A 22,487-nucleotide genomic window follows, 5' to 3' on the forward strand; every position below is an offset into this window, starting at 1 on the left:
ATGATCGGGAAATGCGGGGGCGTAACATCAAGATCTTGCTGGCTGGCGCGCTGCTCCTGCCTTCGGTGGCCTGGGCGCAGGACGGGGCGGAAACGCCCGCCGTCTCGATCGCCTATAATGCGGCGCTGGTATCCGACTATCGCTTCCGGGGCATCAGCTACACGACCCGCCATCCGGCGGTGCAGGTCGGCGCGGACCTGGCCTTTCGCTCGGGCCTGTTCCTCGGCACGTGGACGACCAACGTCTCCGATTATGGCAGTTCGAACCTCGAGGTCGATCTCTACGGCGGCTATGGCGGCTCGCTGGCCGGCTTCGACTATTCGGCCACGCTCTACACCTATGTCTATCCGGGCGGCGTCGACACCGACTATTTCGAACTGCAGGCCACGATCGCGCGAACCTTCGGGCCGGTCACCTCGACCCTGACCTTCGCCTACACGCCCGACCAGTGGAACAGCAATCGCGACAATTTCTACGCCGCGCTCGGCGCCGACGTGGCGATGGGCGACTGGCCGCTGACCGCGTCGTTCAGCATCGGCCGCGAAAATGGCAGCTACGACCACAAGTTGGACTGGTCGGCGGGGTTGACCTACAAGCTCGACGCGCTCGATCTTTCGGCGAGCTATGTCGACAGCAACTACAAGGGCCCGCTCGAAGCCGGCAGGAACGCCCGGGCGGGCATCGTCCTGTCGGCCAGGGCCGGTTTCTGATAGGAGGCGGCGATGGTACGGCTCTTCCTCTCGGTCGACATGGCCGGATCGACCCAGTTCAAGGCGCGCTTCACCGACGGCGGCAGCTGGCTCGACACCTTCCGGACCTTCTTCACCAACTTCCCGCTGATGCTGGCCGGCCAGGTCGGCTTCGCCTTCCTCGAGGAAGGCGAGACGCCGGTGGTCGAGGTGTGGAAGGTGATGGGCGACGAGGTGATCTTCGTCGCGACGCCGGCCGCCGCGGAGGAACTGGTCAACCTGCTGCTCGCCCTGCTGCGGACGATGAACGCCTATGAGGAGCGCTATCTGGAGGATCTCCCCCTCCGGCTGAAGGGCACCGCCTGGCTCGCCGATTTCACCGGCCCGAACATCGAGCTGGAGATTCCCGAGCTGTCGGGCGGCGAGGGCGTCCGCGCGATCGACTTCATCGGCCCCGATCTCGACCTCGGCTTCCGGGTCACCAAATTCTCGCGGCCGGCCTGCCTCACCCTCTCGCTCGACGTCGCCGACCTCGTCCTGACCGCCGGCAACGCCGACCAGGTCGCGCTCCACCTGATCGGGGCGGAGGAGCTGAAGGGCGTGATGTACGGCCGCCCCTATCCGATCATCTGGATGCTGGAGGCGGGCGAGGACTTCAACTTCATGCCCTGGGAGATCGAACAGTGCGCGCACATGGCGAAGGCCACGGGCATGCCGCCGACCCCGATATCCGACATCGAACGGGCGATCGCCAATATCCGCCTCTATCTGCGCAAGATGCACGGCGTGCAGCGGCCCCGGCTCGCACTGGGTCCGCCGGCGGCCTGAGCCGGGTCAGCGCGGCGGGGCCGCTGCGCTGCCGTCGCCGTCCAGCTCGTAGCGGGTCGTGACCCCCCAATAGCCGAACGCGACCCAGTCGATCGCGCCGGGGAAGACGAACGCGCCGGGGCCGCCATAGGCGCGCACCCACTGCACCGCGCCATAGCCCTTCGGCCCGGGGGCGGGCGAGCGCGCCTCCTCCCGCCCGTCGAGCGACAGGGTGACGCCCTGCCCGGTCGAGACCAGCGCGGCGACGTGCCACCGCCCGTCGGCGACCTTGGCGCGCGACGCCAGCGCCGGCAGCTCGCCGCCGCTGTGGAGCCGGCCATCGGCTTCGACATGGAGATGGCCCTGCCCGCCGGCGCCGACCAGCACCGCGCGGTCCCGCACCGATCCGCGATCGAGCCGGAAACGCACGCTCCACGACCATTCGGACCCGCCGGGGATGACGTCGCCCGGTGCCGCCGCCGCCCCGCCGGCCAGCGCGCGCGCGCCGTCGACATCGGCGAAGGCCGCGTCGGGGCTCAGCTGCAGCGGTTCGCCCAGGCTGTCGCCGGGCCGGCCGAGCGCGGCGGCGTTGCCGCTCTCGTCGCCCCCCGCGAAGGCGCGGCTGAAATGGAGCGCCAGCGTGCGCGACCCCGCGTTGCTCTGGTGGACCCCGTCGACCAGCTCGAGGTCGTAGGGCTGGACATAATGACCGCCGGTCGCGGCCATCGCCTCATAGCCGGCATGGCGGATGCGGTCCCGGTCGGCGGGCGTGCCCCAATAAGGCGAGGCGATGTTGGGAATGGTGGCGAGCGCCATGGCGAAGCGGTCGCCGAGCACCGGATTGTGCCGCGCCATGATCGCCCGCGCCGCCCGGACCGACAGGTTGAAGCGCGATCCCGACGTCCGCCCGCTCGCGTCCGAATGGCCGATCATGCCGATCGCGCCCTCGAACCCGCCCGCTTCGTCGATCGCCGCGATCCAGCGCGGATATTCGCGCCCGCCCGGCGGCAGGAAGCTGCCGATCGCCATCGCCCCGGTGGCATGGCCGACGAACCCGCACGACACGCCCAGCCGCCCGATCTGGTCGTTGAGGAACTGCGCGGCGAAGGCCGAGCCATAGGGTCCGTCGTCGGAGGGGTGCGCCCAGCGCCCGGGCTGCGCCGCCAGCGCGGGATCGTTGCTGGTCGCCCAGACGAAGGCGTTGCGATCGGGCACGATGCCCAGCGCCGCCAGCGTCCTGTCCGTCGCCGCGCGCCGGGTCATCAGCACGCCCAACGACTGCGACGGCGCCTGCACGAACAGCGCGCCCATATGGAGTTCGGTCGTCCCCGGCGTCCACGGGCCGTCGGGCGACGGCGCGAGATCGATGTGAAAGCCGCCGAGCCGAGCGCCTATCCCTGCGAGCCCGACCTTGCTCGTCCCCGCCGGCGCCTGCGCCGCCGCCAGCCAGGCCGGCTGGAGGATCGTCGCGCCGTCGAGCGCCCGCATCCGCGCATAGACCGGTCCGGCGGCCGGCAGCGTCACCCCCAGGACGATGGTGCCCACGCCCTTCCCGAACGGGCCGCCCTCCCTGGTCGATCGCTGGAAGACACGCGCTTCGACGACCTGCTCCAGGGCGATCGGCGCGGCGGCGCGAACCGGCTGCGCGACCCCGAACGGGATCGCGGCCAGCAGGACGACCAGCCCCGTCCGAATGATCGATCGCATCGTCCGCCCTCCCTGCCCCGCCACTGACTAGGGCCTCGACCGGAAAAAGGGAACGATCGCGATCGTCGCTGTGCGAGGCCACCCCCACCTCCCGGGCTTCCGCAAGGCGAGCAGGCCGGCGCCGTCCCCCGGTTGACCCCATGCGGCGCACGGTGCAAGCCCGGCGCATGGGGGCGACGTTGCCGGGGCGGCTGCACACGATCGACGCGATGCGCGGGGTTGCCGCGATCTTCGTTCTTATCGGCCATGCCGCCGTGCTGCTCGGCCTGCCGCATATCCCGCGCTTCTGGCTGGCGGTCGACCTGTTCTTCCTGATCAGCGGCTATGTGCTCGGCGCGATCTACGAACCGCGATTCCGCGCCGGGTTGTCGGTGCGCGATTTCCTGGTCGCGCGGCTGGTGCGGCTCTATCCGCTCTATCTGCTCGGCCTCGCGATCGGCCTGCTGGGCGGGGGCCTCGCGCTGGCGCTGGGCAAGGGGCAGTTGTCGCTCGCCCAGTTCGGCACGACCGCCCTCACCGGGCTGTTCATGCTGCCCTCCCCCACCTGGTCGGCCGACGACAGCCTGTTCCCGCTCAATTTCCCGGCCTGGTCGCTGTTCTTCGAGCTGTGCGCCAATCTCGTCCTGGCGCTCGGCTGGCGGCGTCTCACCCAGCCCGTGCTGGTCGCGATCGTGATCGCCTCCGGAATCGCGATCGCGGTCTCCGGATCGACCGGCAACGGCCAGGACTGGGGCAGTTTCTGGTGGGGCTTTCCGCGGGTCGGCTTTTCCTTCTTCCTGGGCGTGCTGCTCCAGCGCCGGCGTCGCGCGGCGACGGGCCGCTCGCCGATCGCCTGGCTGGCGGTGGCCACCATCGTCCTGCTGCTGGCGGTGAAGCTGCCGGGCGCCTTCGCGTTCGACCTGCTGACGATCTTCGTCGCCTTCCCGCTGCTGGTCTGGTTCGCCGCCTCGGTGGAGCCGCCCCGGCCCCCCATCGCCTCGGCGCTCGGCGCGCTGTCCTATCCGCTCTACGTCATCCACGTCCCGCTGCTGTCGCTCGTCACGCGCGGCGTGATCTTCACCGGTCAGCGCCCCGAAGCGCTGGCGCCGTGGATCGGCCTCGCGACGATGGCGGCGCTGTGCGGCGCGGCGCTGTGGCTCGACCGCGCCTATGACGGGCCGGTGCGCCGCCGGGCATCGGCGCGGCTGCACGTCCGTAGCTAGGGCGCTTCGGCGGACGAAATCCTACCCCTGTCGTCACCCCGGGCCTGACCCGGGGTCCCGCTTCCTTCCGCTTCCGGCGAAAGCGTTTCGTCCGCAACCGGCGCTAGCGGCGGACCACCAGGATCGCGATGTCGTCGAACTGCGGCGCGCTGCCGACGAACAGCCCGACCCGATCGGCCAGGCTCGTCGCGATCGAGCGGGCGGTCCGGTCGGCCGGCAGGTCCGACAGGGCGTCGACGATCCCCTCGACCGTGAACTGCGCCTCGTCCTCGCGGGTCGCCTCCGACACGCCGTCGGTGAACAGCACCAGCGCGTCGCCGCGATCGAGGCGGACGGTGGCGCCGTCGAAGCTGGCGTCGTCGAAGACGCCCAGCGCCATGCCCTCGGGCTTGCTCAGGCGCGACACGCTGCCGTCGGCGCGCAGCAGGAAGGGTGCCTCATGGCCCGCGTCGCTATAGGCGACGGTGCCGTCGCGCAGGTCGATGATCCCGGCGAAGGCGGTGACGAACAGGTTGGCGGCATTGTCGCGCGCCAGCTCGACATTGACCCGCGCCATCAGGTCCGCGGTCGACAGCGCCGACAGCGCGTTCGCCTTGAACAGGGTGCTGGTCATCGCCATGAACAGCGCCGCCGGCACCCCCTTGCCCGACACGTCGCCGATCACGAAGAACAGCCGATTCTCGTCGATCATCACATAGTTGTAGAGGTCGCCGCCGACCTCCTTGGCCGGTTCGAGCAGCGCATAGATGTCGATGTCGTCGCGTTCGGGGAAGGGCGGGAAGCGGCGCGGGACCATGCCGATCTGGATGTCGCGCGCGGCCGACAGCTCGCCCTCCACCCGTTCGCGCGCCGCCGTCGCCGCCTGGATCTCGATCAGGTAGCGCTGCAGCCGGGAGATCATCCCCGACATGGCCTCGGCAAGGCTGCCCACCTCGTCGGCGCGCGAGCCGCTGATCGCCTGCATCGCGCGCATCTCGTCGTCGTTCGACTGGAAGCTGCGCTCCTCCATGTTGCGCGTGTAGGAGGTCAGCCGTTCGAGCGGCCCGGTGATCCGGGTGATCAGCAGCGAGCCGACCACCATCGACAGGACGAAGGTCGCCAGGCCGACCAGGATCGAGGTGCGCAGCGCGCCGGCCAGCCGTTCGTCGAGCGACGCGAGCTCGATGTCGGCACCAATGACGTGGATGCGCCCGTCGGTCGACCGCACCGGCATGTAGATCGACCGGAAACGGCCGAACGAATCCTCATATTCGTCGAAGCGGACCCGGCCGTCCTCGAAGCTGCTGTAGAGCTTGGCGGGGGCCGTGTCGTAGCGGGTGAAGAAGCGGGTCTGGGTGCCCTGCCCGATCTCGCGCTGGGTCGCGCTGGTCGCCACCGTGTGGATATGCGCGCCGAAGCGCATGTAGCTGTAGACGTAGACGAGGTTCGAGCGGTTGGCGAAACGCGACAGCCGCGCCTGCAGCCGGTCGAACTCGGCGGGGCTTATCGAGGCCGGTCCCCGGATCCGGCGGTGATAGCCCTCCGGAATGATCTCGCGCACCGCATGGACCGCCGTGGTCAGCCGGTCGTCGATGCCGGCGATGATCTCGTGCCGGTCGATCGTATAGAGCATCGTCGAATAGGCGATCGCCGCGACGAGGTTCAGCACGAACAGCAGCAACAGCAGTTGCGGCCGCAATCCGAACCGGCGACGACGTTCGGCCACGGTCACGCGATCTTGCCCCTTGCATCCACCTGCATTCGCCCCGAAGCTGTTGCCCTCGCTCGACTATCGCACCGGCAGGGCGCCAGCGGTAGTCCCAACGGCACGAAGGGGGAATTTTGGGGGGTTTCGTCAACCGGCTGCTGCGTGTTGCACCCGGCGAATGGCCGAAGCTCGCCCAGTTCGGCCTGCTCGGCTTTCTCCTGCAGATGGGGCTCGGCATCGGCTTCAGCGCCGGCGACGCGGCCTTCCTCGCCCATGCCGGGGCCGATCGGCTGGCGCTGATCTTCATGATGACGCCGGCGATCATGCTGATCTACACGGCGGCCTTCTCCTATCTGATGGTCCGCTTCTCGATCGACCGGGTGATCGACGCGACGATCGCGCTGCTCGTGGTCGGCGGCCTGCTGTCCTATGCGGTGCTCGGCCTCGACCTGCCGGCCCACTGGCAGCTGCCGGTCTATATCGGCCTGAAGCTCTATCTCGCGATGTGGTACATCGCGCTCTACACCCAGTTCTGGAACTATACCGACGGCTATTTCGCCATCCAGGACGGCAAGCGGCTGTTCCCGCTGCTCGCCGCCGCGACCGCGCTCGGCATGACCTGCGGCGGCCTGATCGTCAGCCAGTTCGCCGGCACCGTGTCGCTGCGCGGCTTCTTCCTGATCTGGGCGGGCATCGCCGCGATCACCTTCCCGGTCGCGCTCGGGCTGCGGCGGCGCTGGACGCGAATCGCCGACAGCGAGGTCGCGCAGGGCGACGAGAGCGTCGGGCGCCAGATCGGCCAGGTCGTCGACACCTTCCGTACCTCGCGCTATACGCTGGTGCTGACCCTGATCCTGTTCGTCACCCTGCTGATGACCAACCTGGCCGAGTTCCAATATTCGGACATGTTCGAACAGGGACGCAGCGAGGCGGAGCTGGCCAGCCTGCTCGGCTCGCTCTATGCGGCGGCGAACATCTTCAACGTCATCATCTGCCTGTTCGTGTTCAACCGGCTGGTCGGGCGGATCGGCGTGCGCAACGTCGCGCTGATCATGCCGCTCTCCTATTTCGCGGCGTTCGGCTTCCTGTTCGTGACGGGATCGTTCGAAGGCGCGCTGGCGGCCTTCTTCGCCTATCACGGCATCCTCACCTCGATCGAATACAACAACCAGAACCTGCTGTTCAACGCGGTCCCCGCGGAAACCAAGCGCCCGGTCCGCACCATCGTCGAAGGGCTGGCCGAACCGCTCGCCAGCTTCATCGCCGGCGGCTTCCTGCTGGTCTACGCCGGCCGCACCGACGTCCGCGACCTGTCGGGGCTGGGCGTCATTCTCGGCCTCGTCCTGCTGCTGGTCGTGATCATGCTGCGCCAGCTCTACCCGGCCGCGATGGCGCGCAACATGCGGTCGATGCTGCTCGATTTCGGGAAGGGACGCGGGATCGCGCCCGCCGCCGACACCACCGGCGCCACCGACACCGACGCGCTTCTCGAACAGTTGCGCTCGCAGGATCGCGCCGTCCGGGCGGAGGCGATCGCCCTGCTCAGCGCCGGCCGCGACCTCGAGGCGCTGCCCAGGATCCTCGACCGGGCGTCCTGGCTCTCCCCGGCCGATCGCCACGACGTCGAGACGATGATCATCGGCTGGGGCGACACCGCGATTCCCCGCCTCGTCTCGGCGATGCCCGACCGGACCTTCCGCTATCGCGGCCGCGCCATGGCGGCGCGCGCGCTCGCCCGGCTCTCCTACCCGCTCTTTGCCTCGCGGCTCGACGCGCTGGTCCGGGCCGAGCTGGAGCGCGCCGAACCGCGCTTCGCCCTCGCCGAGGCGCTCGAGGCGGTACCCGACCAGACCCGCGCCACCCGCCTGCTGGCCCGGCTGCAGCGCCAGCTGATCGGCAAGGGCACCGACTTCGTGATCGAACTGCTCGCGCTCGGCGGCCGCCTGCCCGACTTCGACCTGCTGATCGTCTCGCTCCATTCGAAGAATCCCAAGGTGCGCGGCAATGCGATCGAGACGATCGAGAACGGCGTCGACCGCGCCACCTTCCGGCTGCTCAAGGGGCTGCTCGACGATCGGCCGCCCGGCATCCCGGCCGGCCCCGCGCGGCTTCTGGAGATGCTGGAGGATAGGCTGGCCTCGCCCGATCCGCTCGAACTCGTCGCGGCGGCGCAGGCGATCCGCGACCTGGTGCCGCCCGGGGAGCTGGGCGCGAAGCTGCGCAAGGCGCTGCGCCCCGATCTCTATCCGCTCGAACGCGCCGATCTCGCGACGCTGCTCGGGCTGCCCGGCGCGGGTGCCCGGACGATGGTCGACAAGATCGATGCGATCGCCGCCTTTCCCGATTTCGCCGCCGCCTCGATCGACGTTCAGGCACGGCTCGCGATCAAGCTCCGCGACCGGCCGTCGGACCAGGACGTCCGCGCCGTCGACGTCGACGGCGTGACCCTGTGGCTCTCCAACGCCTATGCGCGCGATCTCGCCTGCCGGAACGTCGATCTGGCGCTGGCGATGTACCGCGCCTCGGATGACCGCGCCTATGCGGCGTAGCGGCATCCCGATCCGGACGCTGCTGCTGCGCGTCTTCCTGCCCGCCGTCGCCTTCGTCGCGATCGGCCTCAGCCTGCTCGCCTACGACCGGGTCTACACGTCGATCGTCGACGGCTTCGACCGCAAGCTGATCGCGACCAGCGCGCTGACCGGGGCGCTGCTCGATGCCGGCGACCATGACCGGCTGATCGCCATCGCCCGGACCGAGCCCGAGGGCGACGCGGCCGAGCACAGCGCCGAATATCTGCGCGCGGTGCTGCCGATGCGGCGCATCCTGCACGAACTCGACATCACCTATCTCTACACCCAGGTGCTGGGCGGGTCGCAGGACGTGATCTACGTCCTCGACGCGACGGTGGGCGAGGACCATTCGAGGATCGGCGCGGAGGACGACCTGCCGCCCGAGACGCTGGCCGGGATTCGCCGCGCCACAGCGCAGGGCACGGTCCATCTCTCGCCGATCGAGTTCCAGGAGCAATGGGGACTGCTCAAGACCGCCGCCGCGCCCGTGCGCGACCGGCAGGGCCGCATCGTCGCCACCGCCGGCGCCGACGTGAACGTCTCGCTGATCCGGGTGGCGACCCAGAACGCGCTGTTCGTCAGCGTCGTGATCGGCCTCGCCTCGCTGCTCGGCAGCGCGTTCGTCACGGTCGTCGCGGTGCGCCGCATCGCCGAGCCGCTCGACCGGCTGCGGCAGGAGGCGCTGCGCATCGCCGGCGGCGATCACCGTCCGCTCGAACGCTTCCCCGCCCCGCGCGACATCGCCGATCTCCAGGAAGCGCTTGCCGCCAGCACAACCGAGATGACGGGCAGGCTCGCCGACGCCCGCGTCCACCGCGATATCGCGACCCGCGAGGCTGGCGTCGCCGCCGCCGCCGCCGCGCTGGCGACGCTGGCGAAGGGGTCGAACCGGCTGTCCTTCACCGGCGGCGATCCCCTCGCCGACGGCGAGGGCGCCTCGCTGCGCCGGGCGGCGGCGGCGCTGCTGGCCGAACGGGTCGCGGCGGATCCGGCGCTTGCCGCGCGCATCGAAGCCGAGGGGCCGGTCCTCGCGCTCGCGCCGGGCGAGCGGGCCACCGCCCGCCTCGACGACGGACGCGAGCTCGTCATCGGGGCTGGCGCATGATCGACCGGCTTCGCCTTCTCCCCGGCTTCGACGCGCTCGACGACGAGGTACTGGACACGATCGTCGCGCGGTCGCCGCTCCGGACGGTCGTGGCCGGCCAGCTCGTGCTGCCGGCGGGCAGCCTCGCCGAATCGCTGCTCGCCTGCGTCGAGGGCGCTCTGGTCGGGGCGGACGGGGCCCCCGTCCCGCCGGTGTTCGACGCCCCCGGCCTGCTGTTCGGTCTCGCGGCGCCGCAGGACTGCCTCGCGGGCCCGGCGGGCGCGACCCTGCTCGTGGTCGCCAAGCCGCATGTCTTCACCATCGCCCGCGAGTTTCCCGAGTTCGTCATGTCGCTGATGCAGCGCAACGAGGCGCCGCGATGAGCGTCCGCACCGTCATCATCCTGCTGGCGCTGCCGCTGTTCCTGTTCCTCGCCGGGATCAACAGCGCCCTCCTCTACGACGAGGAGACGCGCCACATGGAGGCGGGCCTGCGCGGCGAGGCGCTGGCCGCCGCCGTGACCGTCGCCGAGTTCGCGCGCCAGGCCAACGACCCCTTCGCGGAACTCGGCGAGCCCGGCCGGCGCGCCGCCCTGCGCGACGCCGCCCACAAGATACCGGGCCTCGCATCGCTTTACCTCAGCCGCCCCGGCGGCCCGCTGCTCAGCCTGCTCGACACGCCGCCCACCGTCCGCGCGGGACTGGCCGTGCCCGGCAAGGCGCGCGTCGTCAGCGACTGGACCGATGCGCACGGCGATCCGCTGGTTACCGCCATCGCTCCCGACGGCCATGGCGCGATGGTCGTCGCGGAGATCAGCGCCAAGCCGCTCGTGCGCCGCACCTTCCACCTCAAGCGCCTGTCGGCCACGCTGATCGTGGGGTCGGCGGCGCTCGCGGTGCTGCTCGGCCTGATGGTCGCGCGCCGCGTGGGCCGCGCCTTCAGCCGCACCCGCGCGATCATCGAGGCGCGGGGCGGCAGCAGCGACGATGCCGCGCTCGGCATCCGCGAGGTGCGCGACCTGGCCGATGCGATCGGCCTGCTCGACAAGAGCGTGGCGAGCGAGCTGCGGCGCCTCGCCCGGCGGCCCGAAGGCGGCCTCGACGAGGGCATTGCGGCGCTGCGCGAGCGGCATCTGCCCGGCGTCGAGCGGATCGAGGGCGGCATCGCCCTGTCGATCCGCCCGCTGCCGAACGCGCCGGCGGGCGCCGTCCATGTCGCGCTGCCCTGCGACGGCGGCTGGGCGATCGCCCTGGGCGCGGCGGGCGGCCAACCCGCCGAAGCGCTGGCCGCCGCGATCGCGGCGCGCGACCATGTCGCCGCCGGACCGGCGTCCGCGTTCCGCGACCGGCTGGATCTCGCCGCCCGCGCCTTCGGGGTCGAATGGCGGGTGGTCGCGACCGGTGTGTCCGAGGGCGCGTTCGCGCTCGCCGCCGATCCCGCCATGGTCGAGGGTTATCGCGCGCTCAATCCCGGCCTGTCGGCGGGGGCGCTCACCAGCGACCTCGCCATCCTGTTCGCGGAGAGCGGCATCGTCGCGGCGGTGCGGCCGGCATGAACCGGCCGACACGGTCCGGTTTCTAGCCGATCGCGGCGAGCGCCGATTCGATGTCGGCTTCGATCGTGAAGATCTTCGAAAAGCCGCTGATGTCGAACACTTCGCGCACGGCGGGCGCGACCCCGGTGATGATCAGCCTGTGTCCGGCCGCCTTCGCCGCCTTCGCCCCGATCAGCAGGACGCGCAGTCCGGCCGAGCTGACATAGGGCACGCCCGACAGGTCGAGCACGACCGCGCCATGGTCGCGGACGCGGCCGGGAAGCACGGCTTCGAGCTCTCCGGCGGTGGTGCTGTCGATCCGGCCGGCGGCCGAAATCACGAGAGCACCGTCTCGGCTATTTTCGCTGATGTCCATCTGGTCTAGAATCCACTTGGCCGCGGCGTGTCGGCGTCGTTGCATATCAGGAGTGGATGTCGATTTTCCACACGATTATCCGAGGGCATGGCGCAACGGCACGGCGGAGGGCACGGCCGCGTGCCCGCTAGGTTCGAACGCACCCTGCCCGCGGGGGCGCCGGGGCTTCCCGGCCTGATCGTCGAGATCGAGGCCTGGCTGGGGACGGCCGGCGTTCCGCCCGCCGCCGCGGCACGGATCATGATCGCCTTCGACGAGGTGCTGAGCAACATCGCCCATCATGGCGGCGGCACCCTGTCGGTCGCCATCGCGGCCGACGATCGCACGCTGACCGCCACCGTCGCCGACGATGGCCCGCCCTTCGATCCGCTGGCGCGCGACGCCCCCGACACCGACCTCGGCATCGACGATCGCGCGATCGGCGGCCTCGGCATCCACCTCGTCAGGGAAATGATGGACGATGTCGGCTATGCCCGCGAAAAAGGGTGGAACCGGCTGATCTTTAGCAAGACTTTCTAAGCCTTTCGGGCTAGTCTGCGCGGATTCGTACAGGGGTGAGCGTATGACGTCTGCGCCGGATTGGGCAACGGCACGGCAGCATCAGGACGACGACGCGATCGAGGTGGTTCGCCTCGACGATTCGCGCGGCCTCGGCGTACGCGCGCGGCGGTCGTTCGCGGCCGGCGCCGTGATCCACCGCTTCGCCGGGATCGTCAGCGAGGAGATCTGCCAGCACAGCCTGCAGATCGACGCCAGCCGTCACATCAGCGGCACCCGCTATATCGGCTATCTCAGCCATGGCTGCGATCCGAACAGCCGGCTCGACATGGCCGGCTTCACCCTCGTCGCGCTGCGGGCCATCGCGCCCGACGACGTGCTGACCGTCGACTATGCCGACACCGAGGATCGGCTTCACCGCCAGTTCGCCTGCCGTTGCGGCGCGGCGTCGTGCCGGGGCTGGGTCCATGGCCGGGACGAGGCGCCCAGCGACGAAGGCCTTGCATGGCTCGCGGAGCATGATGCCCGCTGACTGGTGGGCGCGCGACGATCTCCACCGCGCCGCCGACGGCCGGCTGATCTTCGCTGGGAAGGACGTCGAGGCGCTCGCCCGCGCGCATGACCGCCCCCTCTTCGTCTATGGCGCCGGCCGCATCCGCGCCAATCTCGCCCGGCTGCGCGGCGCGCTGGAGGCGACCGGCTGCGCGCACCGCATCCATTATGCGATGAAGTGCAACCGCTTCGCCCCGCTGCTCGAACTGCTGGCGGCCGAGGGTGCGCGCGGCGGCGCGGTCGGCATCGATATCTGTTCGCCCGACGAACTCGATCTGGCGCTGGCCTGCGGCTTCCGGGCGGCCGACATCAGCTTCACCGGCACCAGCGTCGCGAACCGCGACCTCGATCGGCTGCTCGCCCATCCCGATCTCCATATCAACTGCGACTCGCTCGGCCAGATCCGGCGGATCGGCGAGCGCCGGCCCGGCCGCGCGATCGGCATCCGGGTCAATCCGGGCTTCGGCACCGGCTATGGCGATAGCGCGCGGCTGACCTATGCCGGCGCGCGGACCACCAAGTTCGGCATCTATCGCGAGCAATGGGCCGAGGCGCTCGACCTCGCCGCGCGCCACGGCCTCCGGATCACCGCGATCCATTTCCATGTCGGCTGCGGCTATCTGTCGGACCAGCTCGACGCCTGGGACCAGGCGGTTGGCGCCGCCGCCGGCTTCCTCGCCGACCTGCCCGACGCGACGACGGTCAACGTCGGCGGCGGCCTGGGCGTGCCGCACCGCGCCGGCGACGCGCCGCTCGACCTCGCCCGCTGGTCGGCGATCGTCGCCCGCCATTTCGGCGGCCGCCAGCTGACCGTCGCGGTCGAGCCGGGCGATTATCTGGTCAAGGATGCCGGGCTGCTGCTGCTGTCGGTCGTCGGGGTCGAGCGCAAGCGCGACACGACCTTCGTCGCGGTCGACGGCGGCTTCAACCTCCACCCCGAGCCCGCGCATTACGACCTCCCCTGCGAGCCCGTCGCCTGCGCCCTGCGCGAGCCCGACCCGGCGCGCTGGCAGCCCGTCACCGTCGCGGGCAACATCAACGAGGCGCTCGACCTGTGGGCGGAGGATCATCGCATGCCGCCGCTCGAGGAGGGCGACCGGATCGCGCTGATCAACGCCGGCGGCTACGGCTCGGCGATGAGCTCCAACCACTGCATGCGCGGCGCATTCGTCGAGATGCTGGTGTAGCCGGGACAGGAAACCGACCGGCACCGGCATGACGGACGGGGGGCATCGCGCTTGTCGGGCAACCGGCTTTCCCGAGCCCGACCGATCAGTCGCGCTCGGCCTTCCCGTCGAGCGCCTCGTCGATCGCCTGGGCCTCGCGATCGAACATCGCGGCCATCGCGGTCAGTCTCTCGCGCTCCTGCCCGTCGGTCCTGTTGTGCGCCAGCAGGCGCGCCTTCGCCGCTTCGCGTCTCAGCCGTGCGGCGGAACCCTTCGATCCATCCGACATGGCGCTCAGGCCGCCGTCCCGAAAATCTCGCCGAAGAAGGCGATCATCTCGTCCCAGGAGCGTCGGTCGGCGGTCGCGTCGTAGCGCGCGAAATCGGGCATCCCCAGCGCGTCGGCGCCCTCGTTGGTGAAGCTATGGACGACCCCGCCGTACAGCTTCATCTGCCAGTCGACCTTGCCGGCGCGCATCTCGGCCTCGAAGGCGGCACGCTGCTCGGGGGGAATACCGGGGTCGTCGGCGCCGATCAGCACCAATATCCGCGCCGTGATGTCCTTCGCGTCCTCGGGCCGGGCGGTCGCAAGACCGCTATGGAAGCCGACCACGCCCGCGATCGGGGCCCCGCCGCGCGCCAGTTCGAGCGACATCGTGCCGCCGAAGCAATAGCCGATCGACGCGATCCGCGCGGGATCGACCTCGTCGCGGCCGAGCAGCGCCGCCAGGCCGCCGCCGGCGCGGGCGCGGATCCGCTCGGGCGCCTCGCGCAGCGCGCCCAGCGCGGCCATCATCTTCTCGCGGTCGGTCATGACCTCACCTTCGCCATGCAGGTCGCAGGCCAGCGCCACATAGCCGAGCTCGGCGAGGCGCCGGGCCCGATCCTTGGCATGATCGCCCAGGCCGAAGGCTTCGGGGAAGACCAGCACGCCGGGGCGCCGCCCATCTCGCCTCGGGTCGACGAAGAGGTGGCTTTCCATACGCAGGCCATCGGCCTCGTAGGTCAGAATTTCGGTGTGCATGACTCTCCCCGTTGACCTTCCCACCCCGATCGCCTGTTAAGCATGTCACGAGCCGTACACAATCGCTGCTTTTCGTCCGTTCTGGACCAGACACGACCGTTACGGGAAGGCAATCAGCGGCGCATGAACCCCATCCAGCGGAGCAGGACATAGGTCATGCCCGCCACCCCGAAGGCGAGCAGGGTCGCGAGGAAGGTGCCGTGCGGCGATCGCGCCCAGGGAAGCCCGCCCGTGTTCATGCCGAACAGACCGGTGACGAAGGTCGCCGGCAGCAACAGGGCGGTCATGATCGACAATATGTAGAGGTTCTGGTTGGTCCGCTGGTCGACCTGGGTATCGATCTCCTCGCGGAGCTGGCGCAGCTGGCGCTGGACGCCCTCGACGTCGGCGTCGAGCGACTGGAGCCGCTGCGACAGCTTCTCGACCGTGGCGATCAGCGGTTCGGGCAGTTCCTCGTCCTCTTCGAGCCGCCGGAACACCGTGCTCATCCCGGCGAGCATGCGGTGGAGCTGGGCGAGGCGGCGGCGGATCGCGATCAGGCCCCGCGCGGTCGGCGAGTTGAAGTCGGTGAGGAAGGCGTCCTCGGCGCTCTGCACCTCGCCGCTCAGGTCGCGGACCTCGGCGGACAGCCCCTCGGCGATGGTGGTGACGAGCAGGTCGAGCGCGTCGCTCGGCTCCTCGATCCGGCGGCCATGCGCGAGACGGTTGCGGACATTGTCGGCCGACCGGATCGGATGGAGCCGCGCCGTGATCATCATCGTCGGGGTCAGCGCCAGCCGGATCGCGCCGATCTGCGTGCTGCGCTGCTCGAAATCGCGCTCGAAGTCATGGAGCACGCAGCCGACGACGCCCTCGTCGACCAGCGCGCGCTGGTGGTTGTCGCCCGCCAGCAACAACTCCTTGACGTCCTCGGGCAGGCTCCCCAGCCGGTTGATCCAGCTTGCCGTCCCCTGGTGCGCCAGGCTCAGATGCAGCCAGCGGAAGCCGACGCCGACCTCCTCGCAGCGCTCGGTGGGGCGCGCGCCCTCGGCACCGAGGTCGAAGCCCCAGATCAGGCCGGGGGCCGACGGGAAGGGCGTCATCGGCAAGGGATCGCTGCTGGTCGACACTTCCGGTTCCGATCGCATGGGAAGCGGGGTCGGCGTCCCGCGCCGAATCACCGCCCCCCGTTCCTGCCCTGCTTAGCCGCTGGCGCGATTTCCAGGCAGATGGAAACATCCGCCCTCGCAAGGCGCGACGGGCGATCCGCTAAGCATGGCCGGGAGGCGGCCCGTCGCACGATCCGGCAGGGACGTAGGTCACCCTGATCACGTCCTCGCCGACCGGATCGGTGGAAACGAGGCGGAGCGGCGGCCGCGGGCCGGCGAAGAACGGCTTGCCGCGACCGAGCACGACGGGATGGAGATAGAGACGATACTCGTCGATCAGGCCAAGGTCGCCCAGGCTTCGCGCCAGCTCGGGCCCGGAAACGGCGATCTCCCCGACGAGCCGGGCCTTCAGGCCCCGTATCGTCGCCTCGACGTCGCTCCCGATCAGCGTGGCGTTGGGCCCGACCGACGTCAGCGAGCGCGACACGACCCACTTCGGCTGGCGCCGCCACGCCGCGGCGAACGCCTGCCGTTCCGGCCCCCACTCGGGAAGATCCTCGTCCCAATAGCGCATCACCTCGTACATGCGGCGGCCATACACGCTGCCGGTCAGGCCGCGCACATGGTCCAGCCAGTGACCGAACAGCGCGGGACCCGTGGTCATTTCCAGATGGTCGACATAACCGTCGAGCGACTGGTTCATTCCGAAGACGAGCTTTGCCACGCCGAAACCTCCCAACGAATACCGGGCCTTGCCTGAACGCCGCCCACCGCTTCTCGGGGGTATAGACGGATTCTTGCTCGACGGTCCCACGAACGCTGGCATGGCCGTCCGATCCGGATAGAAGCAGCCATGGTGCGCGACGACCCGATCCCTCCCTCCGGCTGGAAGCTGTGGCTGGCCTTCGCGCTGCCGATGGCGCTGGGCCTCGCGCTGCGGATCGCCGCGGCGCAGGGCGACTATTGGCTCGACGAGGCATGGTCGGCGCTGTTCGCGCGCGATGCGCCGACGCCGGGCGACCTGCTGTTCGCGAGCGGCCCGGGCGATGGCCATGTCCTCAACGGCCTGTGGCTGCGATTCGTCGGCTGGGGCGGTCCGCCGCTGCTCGGCCGCGCGCTGTCGATCGCCTGCGGCACCGCCGCGATCGGCGTGGCGGGGCTGATCGGGCTGCGGCGCGGCCTGGGCACGACGCTGCTGACGGCGACGATGTTCGCCGTCTCGCCGATCCTGCTGACCTACGGCTCCGAGGCGCGCGGCGATGCGCCGATGCTGCTCGCGCTGCTCGTCTCGATCTGGATCGTCGATCGCGAACTGTTCGGCCGTCCGCCGCGCCGCGCCGGGCCTTGGCTGGGCCTGGCCGCGCTGCTCGGCATGTTCGCCGATATGTCGATGCTGTTCGGCATCGCGGCGCTGAGCGGCTGGGTGCTGATCGAATATGGCCGGCGCATGCCCGCCCGCCGCGCCGTCGCCGCAACCGCCCGGCTGATGGGCCGCCCGATCGGCGCGGTGGTCGCGGTGCTGCTGCTGGTCCTGGCCGCCACCCTCGCCGGTCCGGAGGGGGCGGGCGTGGACGGCATGGCCGCCTTCTCCTGGCCGGCATTCGTCGGTGCGCTGGTCGATATGCTGGCCTTCACGATCGGCTGGTCGCCGATGATCGGACTGCCGATGCTGGCCCTGCTGCTGCTCCCGGTGGCGGTGCGGAGGACCGGCGCGCTCGCCGACCGGTCGCCCTTCTTCCTGATCGCGATCCTCGGCTTTCCGCTGCTGGTGGCGCTCGCCGAACCCGACGACGGCGTGTGGCCGCGCTATTATCTGCTGGTCTCGGTGGCGCTGCTGCTGTTGATCGCCGACCTGCTGGCGGCGCTGGTCGCGCGCGGCAAGCAGGCGGCGGCGGTCGCGACGGGCATGATCCTGATCGCCAGCCTCGCCACCGACACGAGCATCGTCCAAAGCCGGCGCGGCGACCCCGGCAGGGCGGTCGACGCGATGATGCGGCGGGCGCCGGGTGGCGCCACGGTCCTGCTCGACCATGGCGGCGACGGCGCGGTGCTCGAAAGCGCGGCGGCGTCGCGGGTCTACCGGCTGCTGACGATCGACAGCTGCGTGCCCGCCCGCTTCGTCTATCTGTCCGGCAACCGCACCGAGCCCTTCCCGCTGGCGGCGCTGCGCTGCGGCGCCGCCTTCCGGCCGATCGCCTCGGGTCGAGCCTATGGCCTGTCGGGCATGGACTGGCAATTGTACGAGCGGGTGCCGTGAACGGGCCCGGCCCGGAAGCCGCGGCGAGGTTCCGGTCCAAGGCGTTTCGGCATCGAGACCGTCTGAAGCACAGGGGGTCCGCGCTCCACGAAGGGATTGGCACCATGCCGTCGCGCCGTGTACAGCGCCGTCCCTGATTGCGTCTGCGGAGAGGCGAGCGAGCGGGGACATGAACAGCACCGGCCTGGAGGCCGTCTTCCTGTCGAACCGGGCCCGGCTGCTCGCCTTCCTGCGCGCGCACGGCGCCGGAGACGCGGCCGAGGACCTGTTGCAGGACCTGTGGCTGAAGCTGTCGTCCGCGCCCGACGGGCCGATCGCGCAGCCGCTCTCCTACCTCTACCGCGCCGCCAACAACCTGATGCTCGACCGCTACCGGTCGCGGCAGCAGGCGACGCGGCGCGACCAGGACTGGACCGAGGCGGCGACCACCGTCCCCGGTCAGTCGGACGAGCCGTCGACCGAACGGCGGCTGATCGCGCGCGAGCAGTTGCGGCTCGCCCAGGCGGCGCTCGATGCGCTGGGGGAACGGCCCGCCGCGATCTTCCGCCGGCACCGCATCGACGGGGTCGGCCAGCGCGAGATCGCCGCCGAGTTCGGTGTCAGCATCAGCACGGTCGAAAGCGACCTGCGCCGCGCCTATCGCGCGATGATCGAGCTCAGGAGCCGTTTCGATGAGGGATGAGCCGAACGTCTCCGTCCTGTCTTTCAGGGAGCCACACCTTCATGGCTGAGGACAGGCACGATATGGAAACCGCGGCACTCGACTGGGTGATCCGCCTGCGCGACCCCGGCTTCGACGGCTGGGAGGAATTCGAGGCATGGCTGGGCGCCGACCCGGCCCATGCCGAAGCCTATCATCGCCTTGCGATCGCCGACCAGGACATGGCCGAACTGCTCGCCGTCGCGCCCGCTTCGGCCGAGATGCCGTCGAACGTCGTGCCCCTGCCCCACCGGTCCCAGCCACACCGGTCCCAGCCGCACCGATTACTGCCGCACCGGTCGCTGACCCGCCGCGCCTGGCTGGGCGGCGCGATCGCGGCCTCGGTGGCGGGCCTGATCGGCTTCGGCATGATCGATCGCCAGCCGGCGCTCTACCAGGTCGAGACCGCGCCGGGCATGCGGCGTACCGTCACGCTCGGCGACGGCAGCCGGATCGCGCTCAACGGCGGCACCCGCATCACCCTCGACCGCAAGGATCCGCGCCACGCGACGCTGGAGCGCGGCGAGGCGCTGTTCGACGTCGTCCACGACGATGACGCACCGTTCAAGGTGCTGGTCGGCGACACGACGCTGGTCGACGTCGGCACCAGTTTCAACGTCGTGCGCGACGGCCGCGTCACCGCCGTCCAGGTCTCCGAGGGGGCGGTGGTCTACGATCCCGACGGCGCGGCGGTGCGTCTCGATGCCGGGCGGCGCCTGCGCGCGGAGGACGGCGACCCGCATATCGAGCTCGCCGCCGTGGCGCCCGACGCGGTCGCCGCCTGGCGCGAGGGCCGGCTGATCTATGACGGGCAGACCATGGCCGACGTCGCCGCCGACCTGACCCGCTGGTCGGGCGAGACGGTGCGCGCCGATCCGCGCGTCGCCGCCCAGCGTTTCCGTGGCGTGCTGAGCCTGGGCAAGGACGACGATGTCGCCGGCCTCGCCTCGCTGCTAGACGTCGACGTCCGTCGCAGCGGACGGGAATGGATTTTGTCGCCCCGGAACCCGTGAACCGCACCCTCGCCCTCGCCAGCATCCCCCTGGCTCTCGCGGCCGCCCCGATCGGCGCCGCGGAGGTGAAGCCGCTCGACCTGCCGGCGGGCCGGCTGAGCGACGCCGTGGCGGCGCTCGCGGCGCAGGCCGGGGTCAGCGTCAGCGTCGCCGAGGGATCGGTCTGGGCGATGCGGGTGGCGCCGCTGCGCGGCCGGATGAGCGCGGAGGACGCTCTGCGCCGCCTGCTGCGCGGCAGCCGCGCCCGGCTGGTCGTGATCGACGGACGGAGCTTCCGGATCGTCGCCGCGCGGGACGTCGCCGCGCCGCCGCGCCGCGCCCGCCCCGCGCCGCCGCCCGTCGTCGAGGGCGAGGAGCAGCCGATCATCGTCACCGCATCGAAGCGCGACACGCGGCTGCGCGACTTCGCCGGATCGGTCAGCATCCTCGACGGCGCCGACCTGACCTTCGGCGGCGAGCAGGGCATGGAATCGGTGCTCGCCCGCGTCGCCAGCCTGTCGTCGACCCATCTCGGCGCCGGCCGCAACAAGCTGTTCATCCGCGGCATCGCCGATTCGAGCTTCACCGGGCCGACCCAGGCGACGGTCGGCCAGTATCTGGGCGACATGCGGCTGACCTACAACGCGCCCGATCCCGACCTGCGGCTCTACGACATCCGGTCGGTCGAGATCCTCGAGGGGCCGCAGGGCACGCTCTACGGCGCCGGTTCGCTCGGCGGCATCATCCGCATCGTCCGCAACCCGCCGCGGCTCGGCGAATATGGCGGCGCGCTGTCGGCGGGCGTGTCGGCCACCGCGCATGGTGATCCGTCCGGCGACCTCGGCGGCATGCTCAACCTGCCCGTCGCCGGCGACCGGGTGGCGCTGCGCGCGGTCGCCTACGGGCTGCGCGAGGGCGGCTATATCGACGATGTCTGGCGCGGGAAGAAGGACATCAACCGCACCCGCATCGCCGGCGGCCGCGCGACCCTGCGGATCGACGCCGGCGACGGCTGGACCGTCGACGTCGGCGGCGTCTACCAGGACAATCATGGCCGGGACAGCCAATATGCCGATCGCAGCCTGGGCGGGCTGAAGCGATCGAGCCGGACGCCGGGGGGCTTCGACGCCGATTATGCGCTGGGCGAGCTGGTCGTCGCCAAGGCCTGGGACGGCCTGTCCTTCCTGTCCTCGACCGGGCTGGTGCGCCAGGACCTCGACGAGCGCTACGACGCCAGCATGGACGGGGTCGAGCGCCAGTTCTCGCAGCGCAACCGGACCCGCATGTTCGCGACCGAGAACCGGCTGTGGCGGCCGGCCCGCGACGGCTTCGGCTGGGTGATCGGCGCCAGCTACACCCATAACCGCACCGATCTCGACCGGTCGCTCGGCCCGGCGGGCGCGCCGGCAGCCGTCACCGGCGTGTCCAACCGCATCCGCGAGACGACCGTCTATGGCGAGGCCAGCGTCGAGCCGGTCCGCGCCCTGACCGTGACCGGGGGCCTGCGCTACACCTGGTCGAAGCTGGGCGGCGGCGCCGACGATCCGTTGCCGGCCTTCTCCGCCGTCGTCGAGGCCGCGCGCGCCGCCATCGTCGCCACCCGCAACGAGAAAAGGCTGCTCCCGTCCGCCTCGGTGTCGGCCGCGCTGCTGCCGCGGCTGACCGTATATGCCCGCTACCAGCAGGGGTTCCGGCCCGGCGGCCTCGCGATCGAGGGCGGCTTCGTCCGCCGCTTCCGCAACGACCATGTCGCGACGATGGAGACCGGGCTGCGCTACGGCGTGCGCGGCGACGATCCGTTCGATCTGTCGCTGAGCCTGTCCTACACCGACTGGCAGGACATCCAGGCCGATTTCATCGACAGCGGCGGCCTGCCCTCGACCGACAATATCGGCGACGGCCGCATCTATTCGGTGAGCGCGGCGATGGGCTGGGCGCCGCTGTCCGGACTGATCTTCGACGCCGCCACGACCTACAACAACAGCCGCGTCACCGATCCGTCGACCTCGCTGCTGATCGCGCTCGCCGCCGTCCCGGTAAGCGACAAGACCGGCGCCTTCACCGGCGGGCAGAGCCGCATCCCCAATGTCGCGCGCTTCACCAGCCGGGTCGGCTTCGACTATCGCAGGCCCGTTTCCGACGCGCTCGAACTGCGGGTCAACGGCTGGGTCCGCTACATCGGCAAGTCGCGGCTCGGCATCGGCCCGATCCTCGGCGACCTGCAGGGCGACTATCTGGACACCGCACTGACCGCGCGGGTCGGGCGGCCCGATTTCGGCGTGAGCCTCGGCGTCACCAACCTGACCGACGCGATCGGCAACCGCTTCGCGCTCGGCACCCCCTTCCAGGCCGCCGGCGGCCGCCAGATCACCCCGCTGCGCCCACGCACGATCCGCATCGGCCTCGACAAGAGCTTCTGAGCCGAGCGGCGGCCGACGCCCCCTTCCCGTTCCCCCGCTCCCCGCTCCCCCCCGCTCCCCCCGCTCTCCCCTCCGTCATGCCAGCGTAGGCTGGCATCTCAGGAGAGACCCGCGCCGCTCTTCTCCCGAGACCCC

At 70.8% G+C, this 22,487-nt stretch carries 21 protein-coding genes; 14 read left to right on the forward strand and 7 right to left on the reverse strand.

What is annotated here, in order from left to right:
- Positions 1 to 11 precede the first annotated feature (11 nt).
- Both ASE22_RS19670 and ASE22_RS19675 read left to right on the forward strand, forming a co-directional pair.
- A complete protein-coding gene (locus ASE22_RS19670; protein WP_056363668.1) occupies positions 12 to 710 on the forward strand; it encodes a TorF family putative porin in 699 nt (232 codons plus the stop codon).
- Positions 711 to 722: 12 nt separating this feature from the next.
- Positions 723 to 1,517 (forward strand): hypothetical protein, encoded by a 795-nt coding sequence (locus tag ASE22_RS19675; protein ID WP_056363670.1) that lies wholly within the window; start codon positions 723 to 725, stop codon positions 1,515 to 1,517.
- 6 nt (positions 1,518 to 1,523) lie between these two features.
- Here ASE22_RS19675 and ASE22_RS19680 read toward each other — a convergent pair whose 3' ends face one another.
- Positions 1,524 to 3,203, reverse strand: coding sequence for a LamG-like jellyroll fold domain-containing protein (locus ASE22_RS19680; protein WP_056601471.1), 1,680 nt, complete (start codon positions 3,201 to 3,203; stop codon positions 1,524 to 1,526).
- A 167-nt stretch (positions 3,204 to 3,370) separates the two neighbouring features.
- Here ASE22_RS19680 and ASE22_RS19685 point away from each other — a divergent pair, with 167 nt between their 5' ends.
- Entirely contained in the window at positions 3,371 to 4,405 is a 1,035-nt protein-coding gene (locus tag ASE22_RS19685) for an acyltransferase family protein (RefSeq protein ID WP_056363674.1), read from the forward strand.
- 103 nt (positions 4,406 to 4,508) lie between these two features.
- Here ASE22_RS19685 and ASE22_RS19690 read toward each other — a convergent pair whose 3' ends face one another.
- Entirely contained in the window at positions 4,509 to 6,110 is a 1,602-nt protein-coding gene (locus tag ASE22_RS19690) for a PP2C family protein-serine/threonine phosphatase (protein WP_235537376.1), read from the reverse strand.
- Between the two features lie 116 nt (positions 6,111 to 6,226).
- On the opposite strand from ASE22_RS19690, the gene ASE22_RS19695 reads away from it, so the two are divergent.
- The 4 genes from ASE22_RS19695 to ASE22_RS19710 are packed head-to-tail and all read left to right on the forward strand — an operon-like array spanning position 6,227 to position 11,301.
- A complete protein-coding gene (locus ASE22_RS19695) occupies positions 6,227 to 8,641 on the forward strand; it encodes a hypothetical protein (protein WP_056363678.1) in 2,415 nt (804 codons plus the stop codon).
- On the forward strand, positions 8,619 to 9,767 hold the full coding sequence (locus tag ASE22_RS19700; RefSeq protein ID WP_056363680.1) for a HAMP domain-containing protein: 1,149 nt from the start codon (positions 8,619 to 8,621) through the stop codon (positions 9,765 to 9,767). Before ASE22_RS19695 ends, ASE22_RS19700 begins: the two co-directional genes overlap by 23 nt.
- A complete protein-coding gene (locus ASE22_RS19705) occupies positions 9,764 to 10,129 on the forward strand; it encodes a hypothetical protein (RefSeq protein WP_056363682.1) in 366 nt (121 codons plus the stop codon). Before ASE22_RS19700 ends, ASE22_RS19705 begins: the two co-directional genes overlap by 4 nt.
- Entirely contained in the window at positions 10,126 to 11,301 is a 1,176-nt protein-coding gene (locus ASE22_RS19710) for a hypothetical protein (protein ID WP_056363684.1), read from the forward strand. The genes ASE22_RS19705 and ASE22_RS19710 overlap by 4 nt, the downstream gene beginning before the upstream one ends.
- Positions 11,302 to 11,323: 22 nt before the next feature.
- Here the strand turns inward: ASE22_RS19710 and ASE22_RS19715 are convergent, their stop codons facing one another.
- Positions 11,324 to 11,620, reverse strand: coding sequence for an STAS domain-containing protein (locus tag ASE22_RS19715; protein ID WP_235537377.1), 297 nt, complete (start codon positions 11,618 to 11,620; stop codon positions 11,324 to 11,326).
- Between the two features lie 156 nt (positions 11,621 to 11,776).
- On the opposite strand from ASE22_RS19715, the gene ASE22_RS19720 reads away from it, so the two are divergent.
- The 3 genes from ASE22_RS19720 to ASE22_RS19730 are packed head-to-tail and all read left to right on the forward strand — an operon-like array spanning position 11,777 to position 13,893.
- Positions 11,777 to 12,175, forward strand: a complete 399-nt coding sequence (locus ASE22_RS19720) for an ATP-binding protein (RefSeq protein WP_056364150.1) — start codon at positions 11,777 to 11,779, stop codon at positions 12,173 to 12,175.
- A gap of 43 nt (positions 12,176 to 12,218) precedes the next feature.
- Positions 12,219 to 12,686 (forward strand): SET domain-containing protein-lysine N-methyltransferase, encoded by a 468-nt coding sequence (locus tag ASE22_RS19725; protein ID WP_056363688.1) that lies wholly within the window; start codon positions 12,219 to 12,221, stop codon positions 12,684 to 12,686.
- On the forward strand, positions 12,673 to 13,893 hold the full coding sequence (locus ASE22_RS19730; RefSeq protein ID WP_056363690.1) for a diaminopimelate decarboxylase: 1,221 nt from the start codon (positions 12,673 to 12,675) through the stop codon (positions 13,891 to 13,893). Before ASE22_RS19725 ends, ASE22_RS19730 begins: the two co-directional genes overlap by 14 nt.
- Positions 13,894 to 13,978: 85 nt before the next feature.
- On the opposite strand, the gene ASE22_RS19735 is transcribed toward ASE22_RS19730, so the two are convergent.
- From ASE22_RS19735 to ASE22_RS19750, 4 genes are all read right to left on the reverse strand, one after another.
- Positions 13,979 to 14,161, reverse strand: coding sequence for a hypothetical protein (locus tag ASE22_RS19735; protein ID WP_056363692.1), 183 nt, complete (start codon positions 14,159 to 14,161; stop codon positions 13,979 to 13,981).
- 5 nt (positions 14,162 to 14,166) lie between these two features.
- Positions 14,167 to 14,895 carry a dienelactone hydrolase family protein gene (locus tag ASE22_RS19740; protein WP_056363694.1) on the reverse strand — a complete coding sequence of 243 codons (729 nt, stop codon included), beginning with the start codon at positions 14,893 to 14,895 and terminating at the stop codon, positions 14,167 to 14,169.
- 113 nt (positions 14,896 to 15,008) lie between these two features.
- Positions 15,009 to 16,022, reverse strand: coding sequence for a transporter (locus tag ASE22_RS19745; protein ID WP_235537378.1), 1,014 nt, complete (start codon positions 16,020 to 16,022; stop codon positions 15,009 to 15,011).
- 121 nt (positions 16,023 to 16,143) lie between these two features.
- Positions 16,144 to 16,707, reverse strand: a complete 564-nt coding sequence (locus tag ASE22_RS19750; RefSeq protein ID WP_056363697.1) for a dihydrofolate reductase family protein — start codon at positions 16,705 to 16,707, stop codon at positions 16,144 to 16,146.
- 129 nt (positions 16,708 to 16,836) lie between these two features.
- Between ASE22_RS19750 and ASE22_RS19755 the strand changes: the two genes are divergently transcribed.
- The 4 genes from ASE22_RS19755 to ASE22_RS19770 all read left to right on the forward strand — a co-directional run bounded on the left by ASE22_RS19755 (position 16,837) and on the right by ASE22_RS19770 (position 22,352).
- Positions 16,837 to 18,240 carry a hypothetical protein gene (locus ASE22_RS19755; RefSeq protein ID WP_056363698.1) on the forward strand — a complete coding sequence of 468 codons (1,404 nt, stop codon included), beginning with the start codon at positions 16,837 to 16,839 and terminating at the stop codon, positions 18,238 to 18,240.
- Positions 18,241 to 18,409: 169 nt separating this feature from the next.
- On the forward strand, positions 18,410 to 18,922 hold the full coding sequence (locus tag ASE22_RS19760; protein WP_056363700.1) for an RNA polymerase sigma factor: 513 nt from the start codon (positions 18,410 to 18,412) through the stop codon (positions 18,920 to 18,922).
- 41 nt (positions 18,923 to 18,963) lie between these two features.
- Positions 18,964 to 19,953: a FecR family protein gene (locus tag ASE22_RS19765; protein ID WP_056363702.1), complete on the forward strand. Its 990-nt coding sequence runs from the start codon at positions 18,964 to 18,966 to the stop codon at positions 19,951 to 19,953.
- Positions 19,950 to 22,352: a TonB-dependent receptor domain-containing protein gene (locus ASE22_RS19770; protein ID WP_082545331.1), complete on the forward strand. Its 2,403-nt coding sequence runs from the start codon at positions 19,950 to 19,952 to the stop codon at positions 22,350 to 22,352. The genes ASE22_RS19765 and ASE22_RS19770 overlap by 4 nt, the downstream gene beginning before the upstream one ends.
- Positions 22,353 to 22,487 lie beyond the last annotated feature (135 nt).

Source organism: Sphingomonas sp. Root720 (assembly GCF_001428605.1).
In the GTDB taxonomy this organism is placed as follows: domain Bacteria; phylum Pseudomonadota; class Alphaproteobacteria; order Sphingomonadales; family Sphingomonadaceae; genus Rhizorhabdus.

Coding starts and splice junctions, on each gene's coding strand:
- ASE22_RS19735 (WP_056363692.1), bottom strand. CDS start 14,161: ATGTCGGATGGATCGAAGGGTTCCGCCGCACGGCTGAGACGCGAAGCG.
- ASE22_RS19760 (WP_056363700.1), top strand. CDS start 18,410: ATGAACAGCACCGGCCTGGAGGCCGTCTTCCTGTCGAACCGGGCCCGG.
- ASE22_RS19730 (WP_056363690.1), top strand. CDS start 12,673: ATGATGCCCGCTGACTGGTGGGCGCGCGACGATCTCCACCGCGCCGCC.
- ASE22_RS19740 (WP_056363694.1), bottom strand. CDS start 14,895: ATGCACACCGAAATTCTGACCTACGAGGCCGATGGCCTGCGTATGGAA.
- ASE22_RS19725 (WP_056363688.1), top strand. CDS start 12,219: ATGACGTCTGCGCCGGATTGGGCAACGGCACGGCAGCATCAGGACGAC.
- ASE22_RS19705 (WP_056363682.1), top strand. CDS start 9,764: ATGATCGACCGGCTTCGCCTTCTCCCCGGCTTCGACGCGCTCGACGAC.
- ASE22_RS19765 (WP_056363702.1), top strand. CDS start 18,964: ATGGCTGAGGACAGGCACGATATGGAAACCGCGGCACTCGACTGGGTG.
- ASE22_RS19685 (WP_056363674.1), top strand. CDS start 3,371: ATGGGGGCGACGTTGCCGGGGCGGCTGCACACGATCGACGCGATGCGC.
- ASE22_RS19680 (WP_056601471.1), bottom strand. CDS start 3,203: ATGCGATCGATCATTCGGACGGGGCTGGTCGTCCTGCTGGCCGCGATC.
- ASE22_RS19755 (WP_056363698.1), top strand. CDS start 16,837: ATGGTGCGCGACGACCCGATCCCTCCCTCCGGCTGGAAGCTGTGGCTG.
- ASE22_RS19745 (WP_235537378.1), bottom strand. CDS start 16,022: ATGCGATCGGAACCGGAAGTGTCGACCAGCAGCGATCCCTTGCCGATG.
- ASE22_RS19700 (WP_056363680.1), top strand. CDS start 8,619: ATGACCGCGCCTATGCGGCGTAGCGGCATCCCGATCCGGACGCTGCTG.
- ASE22_RS19710 (WP_056363684.1), top strand. CDS start 10,126: ATGAGCGTCCGCACCGTCATCATCCTGCTGGCGCTGCCGCTGTTCCTG.
- ASE22_RS19670 (WP_056363668.1), top strand. CDS start 12: ATGCGGGGGCGTAACATCAAGATCTTGCTGGCTGGCGCGCTGCTCCTG.
- ASE22_RS19675 (WP_056363670.1), top strand. CDS start 723: ATGGTACGGCTCTTCCTCTCGGTCGACATGGCCGGATCGACCCAGTTC.